Source organism: Abiotrophia sp. HMSC24B09, from assembly GCF_001815865.1.
Classification (GTDB): Bacteria; Bacillota; Bacilli; order Lactobacillales; family Aerococcaceae; genus Abiotrophia.
In genome coordinates this window covers 41,830-49,870 of the sequence record NZ_KV822197.1, presented here as the reverse complement: position 1 = coordinate 49,870, position 8,041 = coordinate 41,830, and the positions used below count along the sequence as shown (strand labels likewise).

Annotated in this window: 5 protein-coding genes; 4 read left to right on the top strand and 1 reads right to left on the bottom strand. The window is 56.1% G+C overall.

The features are described from left to right. The first annotated feature begins 455 nt into the window (after positions 1–455). Together HMPREF3093_RS03980 and HMPREF3093_RS03975 are read left to right on the top strand one after the other, a co-directional pair. Complete coding sequence (locus tag HMPREF3093_RS03980) at positions 456–1,067, top strand: TetR/AcrR family transcriptional regulator (protein WP_070755715.1); 612 nt, start codon at positions 456–458, stop codon at positions 1,065–1,067. Further along, on the top strand, positions 1,067–2,410 hold the full coding sequence (locus HMPREF3093_RS03975; RefSeq protein WP_070755714.1) for an MATE family efflux transporter: 1,344 nt from the start codon (positions 1,067–1,069) through the stop codon (positions 2,408–2,410). Before HMPREF3093_RS03980 ends, HMPREF3093_RS03975 begins: the two co-directional genes overlap by 1 nt. Positions 2,411–2,751: 341 nt before the next feature. Here the strand turns inward: HMPREF3093_RS03975 and HMPREF3093_RS03970 are convergent, their stop codons facing one another. Further along, positions 2,752–3,297: a TetR/AcrR family transcriptional regulator gene (locus HMPREF3093_RS03970; protein WP_070755713.1), complete on the bottom strand. Its 546-nt coding sequence runs from the start codon at positions 3,295–3,297 to the stop codon at positions 2,752–2,754. A 132-nt stretch (positions 3,298–3,429) separates the two neighbouring features. On the opposite strand from HMPREF3093_RS03970, the gene HMPREF3093_RS03965 reads away from it, so the two are divergent. Together HMPREF3093_RS03965 and HMPREF3093_RS03960 are read left to right on the top strand one after the other, a co-directional pair. Beyond that, on the top strand, positions 3,430–4,131 hold the full coding sequence (locus tag HMPREF3093_RS03965) for an ABC transporter ATP-binding protein (RefSeq protein ID WP_070755712.1): 702 nt from the start codon (positions 3,430–3,432) through the stop codon (positions 4,129–4,131). Positions 4,132–4,453: 322 nt separating this feature from the next. After that, positions 4,454–7,819 carry an FtsX-like permease family protein gene (locus HMPREF3093_RS03960; RefSeq protein WP_070755711.1) on the top strand — a complete coding sequence of 1,122 codons (3,366 nt, stop codon included), beginning with the start codon at positions 4,454–4,456 and terminating at the stop codon, positions 7,817–7,819. Positions 7,820–8,041 lie beyond the last annotated feature (222 nt).

Sequence of the window (8,041 nt, the reverse complement as noted above, 5' to 3'; positions counted from 1 at the left end):
TTCTTTTTACACAATTATAGGGACTTAATCTGATTTCTGCCTTTTTCCGGGTAGCCAGTGGACCACTCTTGAAAGTGGATCACTAGCTCGCGACTTTTTAGGGCAATTGCCTGATTTCTGCCTTTTTCCGGGTAGCTAGTGGACCACTCTCGAAAGTGGACCACTAGCTCGCGGTATTTCGGGGCAAATGCCGGAATTCTGCCTTTTTCCGGGAAGCTAGTGGACCACTCTTGAAAGTGGACCACTAGCTCGTGCCTTTTCGGGGCAAAAGCCCGGATTCTGCCTTTTTCCTGGTAGCTAGTGGACCACTAGCTCGCTTCATTTTCGGGGCATTTACCGGAATACCGCCTTTTCCAGGTAGCCACCCATCCCATATCTTGACACTTTGCTCAGCTAGTATTATAATAAAATCGACGGAAGCGTCGATTTTTCCAAAGAGAGGAAGGGGGGATACGATGATACAGCGAAATCGGTCGATTCAGGAGCGGCGTAAGGCTCAAATTTCTCATGCGGCGCGGGACTGTTTTCTGGCTAAGGGCTTTCAGGCGACAACCATGGAAGATATTGTCAAGGCGGTCGGCATGAGTAAGGGGGGCGTTTACCACTATTACCAGTCGACGCTAGCAATCTTACATGATCTGATGTTAGATGGTAACACCCAGCGTTTTGTGCTGGCGGACGACTATCTGGCTCAGGCCAAGCAGCAAGATCCCCAGGCCTTAGCAATGGAATTGGTCATGCAGAAGCTCTTTGACCATAATGACTACAAGCGACTCTATGCCATGTTTCTCATGGAATGTGATAAGCATGAGTCCTTGCAAGCCTTGAAGAGAGAGCTGGAAGCCGAGACCAAGGCAGCCTTCATGGACTTCATCCGCCAGCATGACTTGCCCATGTTAGCCTTTATGGTGCGTGATGATTTTATAGAGTTTGCCAACGCCATGATTATCGCTGGAGAGTATCTGCCTCTAGAGGAGACCTTCTTGCATAAGAGCGACTTGGTGCGACAAGTGATTGTTCAAGCCATGGCTCAAACGACGCCCGCCAACCAAAAGGAGGGTTTATAATGCAAGACGATATGAAAACACAACTACTGACTAAGCCACCCAAGCAACTGCTGATTCAGCTGTCTATTCCAGCTGTGATGGGCATGTTTGTTATCGGGCTCTATCCCTTGATGGATGGGATTTTTGCCGGTCAGATTATTGGTCAGGTGGCCATGGCAGCCTGCGGGGTGGCCATGCCTTTGACCTATATTAATAGTGGGATTGCAACCCTATTAGGGATGGGCTCCGCTTCAGTCCTGGCCCGCGCCCTAGGGAAGGGTGATCAACGGCTGGTCAACAAAGTGATGGGCAACTTGATCTTCTGGGTCTTGGTATGTTCCGCTATTACCACTGTTGGTGGCCTCTTACTAGCACCATATTTTCTAGATTTGGTAGGAGCAACTGGGGAAATCAAGGCCCTGGGTATTCGCTACCTGCATATTATTTTCCTGGGGTCGGTCTTCGTTAACTTTACCCAAAGTGCCAATATGGTCATTCGCGGGGAAGGCCTGATGAAGAAGGCTATGCTAATTATGGGCTTAGGGGCTGCTATGAACATTGTCCTGGACCCTATTCTGATGATGGCGCTGGGCGACTTCGCTATTGAAGGCGCGGCCCTGGCCACGGTCTTATCGCAAATTACCCAAGCCCTAGTGACCTATCACTACTTCCGCAAGCAAAGCCAACAAGTTAAGATTGGCCCAATCCGGATTGAAAAGGAACTGTCCGGCCAAGTCTTCGCAGTAGGGGTTTCCGCCATGATGATGCAGTTGCTCTTCATGATTCAACAGACCTTACTCTATAAGATGGCCTTCCAATACGGAGGCGAAATGCACGGTACCTTGATGGCTGCTGCCATCCGTATGTACGGCTTCTCCTTCATTCCTTTGTGGGGCATGAGTCAAGGCTTGCAGCCAGTGGTCGGGACCAACTTTGGGGCCAAACGCTACGACCGGGTAGCGGCCAGTGTCCGGGTCTTTTCCTGGGGCGGCTTGCTACTGGCAGGCTTCTTCTGGATTTTGGCCCTAGCCTTGCCGGGGCAGATTCTACAACTCTTCGGCGTCGAAGCCAGTCTGATTGCTCAAGGGGTGGGCTACTTCCGCCTCTTCTACATGGCCTTCGTTCTCTATGGCGTCATGGTCATGGCCGTGACCTTCTTCCAAGCCATTGGCGACGGCAAGAAGGCCAGTCTCATTGTCCTAGGCAGACAGCTAGTAGCCTTCGTACCCCTGGCCTTGCTCTTGCCACAATGGCTAGGTGTTGCTGGTGTTTGGCTAGCCCAACCACTAGTAGATACAGTTATCATCTTGCTAGGTGTCTGGCTCATGATCAAAGAAATTCGCAAGTTCCCTGCTAGCGCTTAGGAAAAGAAAAGAAAAAACAGAAAAGCCCCGCCTTAAATGGCAGGGCTTTTTGTGTGCGGCGGTTTTTAGAAAGGCAGAAACAGCTGGAGCCAGTGGTCCACTCTTGAAAGTGGACCGCTGGCTCACGTCATTTCGGGGCAATTGCCTGATTTCTGCCTTTTTCCAGGAAGCCAGTGGTCCACTCTCCAAAGTGGACCACTAGCTCACGTCATTTCGGGGCTTTTACCCGATTTCTGCCTTTTTCCAGGAAGCTAGTGGTCCACTCTCCAAAGTGGACCACTGGCTCACGTCATTTCGGGACTTTTAGCTAGTTTCAGCCTTTTCCTGCGCCGCCAACCCCTTTACCAGTTAGTAAAGTCGATCACCTTGCTAAAGATATCGCGGATTTCTTGGGGGGATTCTTTGGCGCCGCTGCTGACCCAGAGGTTGATGATGCCTTCGACTAGGCTGAGGACGCATTCCAGGGCGTACTTTTGGCTAATAGGGAAGTTGCGGCCCAGAAAAGCCTCTAGGTCGGCTGGGTCTTCGCGCTGGAAGAGTTGCAGCATGAATTCGCGGATGGTGGCCTTGAAGTTGAGGTAGTTGCTCTGGGAGAGGGCGTAGATGAAGTCGTAATTTTCCTTAATATACTCTAGGACCAGCACGAGGTGGACATTGTGCTCCTGATTCTCGATAAAGAAAGTGCGCAGCTGGCTCAGGGTCTCTTCCTTGAGTTGCTCCATGAGGTCGAACTTGTCCTGGTAGTGCAGGTAGAAGGTGCCGCGGTTAATGCCGGCCCGCTGGCAGAGTTGGCGGACGGTCAGTTGCTCGAAGCCTACCTCCTGCAGGAGCTGGGTTAGGGCCGTTTTGATGGCGGTCTTGGTTTGGGTTTGGCGTTTTTGAGTCATAGGCCCTCCTTAAATAGACACTCTGTTGATTTTTGCTCATTGTCTTAGCTTTTCATCTATTCTATAATAAAGGCAGACATAAATCAACACCTGTCAATTTAATCCTCAAGACAGGAGAAAGGACGTGACCGCATGGCCTATATTGAAGTAAAAGATTGTTCTAAGTTCTTTCCATCAGGTCAGGGGCAAATTACGGCTAACAAAGACCTGAATTTTGACATACAAAAGGGCGAGTTGGTCATCATATTGGGAGCTTCCGGCGCTGGCAAGTCCACGCTGCTTAACATTCTGGGGGGCATGGACACGGCCAGTCAGGGGGAGATTTGGATTGACGGCCAGAACATCGCCGCCTACACCAGCCACCAGCGGACCGACTACCGCCGCTATGACGTGGGCTTCGTCTTCCAGTTCTATAATCTGGTGCCCAATCTGACCGCCCTGGAAAATGTCGAGCTGGCCGCGGAAATCGTGCCCCATGCCATGGAGCCAGCTCAGGCCCTGGCCGCAGTGGGCCTCAGCCACCGACTGGATAATTTTCCGGCCCAGCTATCGGGAGGCGAGCAACAACGAGTCTCCATCGCCCGCGCCCTGGCCAAGAAGCCCAAGCTCCTGCTCTGTGACGAGCCGACCGGGGCCTTGGACTACAAGACCGGCAAGCAGGTCCTGCAAATTCTTCAGGACATGTCCCGCCAGGAGGGGGCCACGGTTATTATCGTCACCCACAACGGGGCCTTAGCGCCTATCGCCGACCGGGTCATCCGCCTACACGACGCCCAAATTCAGTCGATCACGGTCAACGACCAGCCGCAGCATATTGGGGACTTGGAGTACTAGGGGACGGGGAAAGGAAAGATCGGGTTTCTAGCTCTGAGGAGCTGGTGATTTGATCCTGCCGGGTCAGCGCCTTGAGCCTGTCGGGTGCCTGCCGGGCCAGCGCCTTGAGCCTGTCGGGCCAGTGCTTTGAGTCTGTCAAGCTAGCGACTTGAGCTTGCCGGGCGAGCGCTTTGAGCCAGCCGGGTCAGCGCCTTGAGCCTGTCGGGCCAGTGCTTTGAGCCTACCGGGTGGGCGCTTTGTACCTACCGGCCAGTGACTTGAGCCTATCAGCCACCCCACAAAAATAATTGACTAACATCTCTATCCAAAAGGAGGTCAGCCCATGACCAAGTCAACACTTTTCAAAGAATTCTGGCGTAGCCTTGGTCAGACCAAGGGGCGCTTCCTATCCATGGTCTGCCTCATGATGCTGGGGTCTTTTGCCTTGGTGGGCTTGCAGGCGGCACCGCCGGATATCACCCAAACCGCCAGCGCCTACCTAGAGGGCTTGCGGCTTCAGGACCTGACCGTCCTGTCCGACTATGGCCTATCCCAAGCAGACATGGAGGAGCTAGCCCAGCTGTCGGGCGCCCAGGTCGAAGGGGGCTACCTGACCGACGTGGTGCTGGACCAGACGCCAGAAGCCTGGCGGATCTTCAGCCTGACCCAGGACTTGGCCCACTATCATTTAGTAGCCGGCCGCCTGCCTCAAGCCTCGGGGGAAATTGCCCTCTTAAGTAGTCTGCAGGGCCGCTTTCAGCTAGGTGACACTGTCAACCTTAAGGAGTCCGGCAATGCCAAGGCCATGCTCAAACAAACAACTTTCACCATTACCGGTTTCGTCAACTCGGGCGAGCTGGGCAACCAGGTCCTCTTCGGGCCTGCCACGGCCGGCAGTGGGACCCTGGCTGGCTTCGGGGTAGTGACGGCCCAGGACTTTGACAGTCCGGTCTACACCATAGCCCGCCTGCGCTACGACGATTTGGCCGGGCTCAACGCCTATCAGGCCCGCTACTGGCAATTAGTGGACCAGCACCAGAGCGAGCTGGAGGCCATGCTAGCCGATAACGGCGCCGCCCGTCTGGCCCAAGTCCAATCCCAGGTCCAAAGCCAAATCGACCAGGGTCAGTCCGACCTAGATTCGGCCTCGGAAGCCCTGGCCTCAGGCTCCAGCCAGCTAGCTTCAGCTGAAAGCCAGTGGGCGGACCAGTCGTCTGCCTTGGACCAGGCAGCCAGCCAATGGGCTAGCCAGGATGAAACTCTGACCCAGGGCCAAGGCCAGCTAGCCAGCGCCCAAGCCGCCTTAGCCCAGGCCAAGTCCCAACTGGAAAGCGGGGCAGCCGCCCTAACCAGTGGCCAGGCCAATTTGACGGCCAAGGCCCAGGAGCTGGCCCAAGCCAAGTCCCAATTAGACGCCGCCAAGAGCCAGCTGGACAGCCAGGCCGAGACCCTAGCCAGCCAGAGCCAGGCCTTGGCTGAGGGCCAAGCCAAACTAGCCGCCGGTCAGCAGGCCCTGACCGCCCAAGAAGAGGCCCTGCGCCAAGCCGGCCAAGATCCGGACACCCTGCCTGATATTCAGACCGCCCGCCAGGCCCTGGCTACTCAAGCCCAGACCCTGGCCAGCGCCAAAAGCCAACTTGAAGCCGGCCAAGCCCAGTGGCAGGCCGCCAATAGCAGCTACCAAGAAGGGCTGGCCCGCTACCAAGCAGGTGAGGCGGCCCTGGCTTCGGGTCAGGTCCAATATAACAGTCAGGCTGCCAACTATGAGGGGGCTTTGGCCCAATACCAAGCCGGCCAGGCCCAATACGACAGCCAGTCGGCAGCCGCCCAAGCCGGCGCCCAGGCCCTGGAGTCGGCCAGCCAGGAAATCAGCAGTGGCCAGGAAGCCCTGGCTTCTGCCCGCCAGGAGCTGGATGATCAGCAGGCTGAATTTGCCAGCAAAGAATCCGAGGCCCAAGCCTCCCTCAAGGAAGGCCAGTCCGACCTTGACCAGGCTCGAGATAGCCTAGCCGGCCTGGTAACGCCTAAGTACCGGGTTTACAGCCGCCAGACCTATCCGGGCGATGTCGAGTTCTATACCAGCAAGCTGCGGACCGAGGGTATGGCCAATGTAGGCAATGTCTTCCCCGTGGTCCTTTACCTGGTGGCCGCTCTAGTGACCCTCACCACCATGACCCGCTTTATGAGCGAGGAAAGGCTGAAGGCCGGCCTCCTACAAGCCTTGGGCTATGGCCCTGGCGACATCCTAGCCAAATTCCTGCTCTATGGGCTCCTGTCCAGTGGCCTGGGGGCCTTGCTGGGCATTGTGGCCGGGACCTATGGCCTGCCTTATGTCTTGGGCCATACGCTCTTTGCCACTTCGACCTATCCGCCCATTCAACTGCATTTCTACTGGCCGCTAGCGGCTCTGGCCCTGGGCCTGTCCTTCCTGTCCAGCCTGCTGCCTATCTGGTGGGTGGCCCGGCGCGAATTGGCTGAAACGCCAGCCCAGCTCCTGCTGCCTAAGCCACCTGCGCGTGGTAGCCGCATCTTGTTGGAGCGGGTGACCTGGTTCTGGCGCCGCCTGACCTTTACCCAGAAGGTGACGGCCCGCAACATCTTCCGCTACAAGCAACGCATGCTTATGACCATCCTGGGTGTAGCCGGCTCGGTGGCCTTGCTCTTCGCGGGCCTGGGCATTTCCTCATCCTTCGCCGGCATCACCGAGCGGCAATTTGACCAGCTGGTGGGCTATGACTTGATCGTGGCCCGTCAGCAGCATGTTAATGCCTCCCAGGAAAGCGACTTGGCCTCTGCCCTGGCTCAGCATGCCCTGGCTCAGACCCTGGACCTGCATCTGCAAACGGGCCGCCAGCACTTGCCTGGCTTCAAGGACCAGCAGGAGCTGACCATTATGGCCGCACCTGCTGGTGGCTTTGGCCAGCTCATGGCCTTCTATGACGCCTATAGCCATAATCGCCTGGACCTGCCTGACCAAGGCGCCCTGATTAGCCAGAAAATGGCGGAAAAGGCAGGGCTAAGAGTGGGCGACCGCCTGACCCTGGAAGACCCCGACGGTCAGCCGGTCAGTGTAACGGTGGCGGGCATTGTCGAGCTTTATGCCGGCCACAGTGTCTACCTGAGCCGGACTGCCTATGAGGCCGCCTATGGAAAAGCCTGGACCGCCAACGCCCATTTGGTCCAGCTGACGCCTGAAGCCAAAGGCGACCTGGCTAAGGTCAGCGCCCGCTTTATGGATTTGAGCGGCGTCCGCTCCGTCATCCAAAACAGCGGCATCCGCCACCAAATCCAGGTGACAGTCGATTCCCTGGCCCTGGTCATGCAGATTCTGACCCTGGTTTCCGTCCTGCTGGCCGCCGTCATTCTCTATAATTTGACGACCATTAATGTGGCCGAGCGGATTCGGGAGCTGTCTACCATTAAGGTTCTGGGCTTCCACAATCGCGAAGTCACCCGCTACATCTACCGCGAAACCGTGGCCCTGTCCCTAGTCGGCATCCTCTTTGGTTTGGCCGGCGGCTGGATCCTGCACCGTTACTTGCTGGCTCGCATCTCGGCAGATTTCGTCCAATTCAACCAAAATGTCGCCTGGACCGTCTACCTGACCCCAGTCGTGGCCATCCTTTTGATTCTAGCCGCCCTAGGCTGGCTAGTAGACCGCCAACTCCGCCAAGTCGACATGCTAGAAGCCCTGAAATCACTAGATTAGCATAGAAGTAAAAGCCTTCCCTGATGGGAAGGCTTTTTTATGTAGGCTTAGGCTGGGAAATAGGGCGGAAACTGAGGAGCAAGGCAGGAACTGGGAGTTTTGTTAGGAGCTAGTGGTCCACTTTGAAGAGTGGACCACTGGCTAGGTCGGAAACTGAGGAAAAGGGCCGAAATGGGAGCTTTGTCAGGAGCTAGTGGTCCACTCCGTCGAGTGGACCACTGG

Excerpts from the sequence above, each read along its gene's own strand:
- HMPREF3093_RS03970 (WP_070755713.1), bottom strand. The coding sequence starts at position 3,297 with ATGACTCAAAAACGCCAAACCCAAACCAAGACCGCCATCAAAACGGCC.
- HMPREF3093_RS03965 (WP_070755712.1), top strand. The coding sequence starts at position 3,430 with ATGGCCTATATTGAAGTAAAAGATTGTTCTAAGTTCTTTCCATCAGGT.
- HMPREF3093_RS03975 (WP_070755714.1), top strand. The coding sequence starts at position 1,067 with ATGCAAGACGATATGAAAACACAACTACTGACTAAGCCACCCAAGCAA.
- HMPREF3093_RS03980 (WP_070755715.1), top strand. The coding sequence starts at position 456 with ATGATACAGCGAAATCGGTCGATTCAGGAGCGGCGTAAGGCTCAAATT.
- HMPREF3093_RS03960 (WP_070755711.1), top strand. The coding sequence starts at position 4,454 with ATGACCAAGTCAACACTTTTCAAAGAATTCTGGCGTAGCCTTGGTCAG.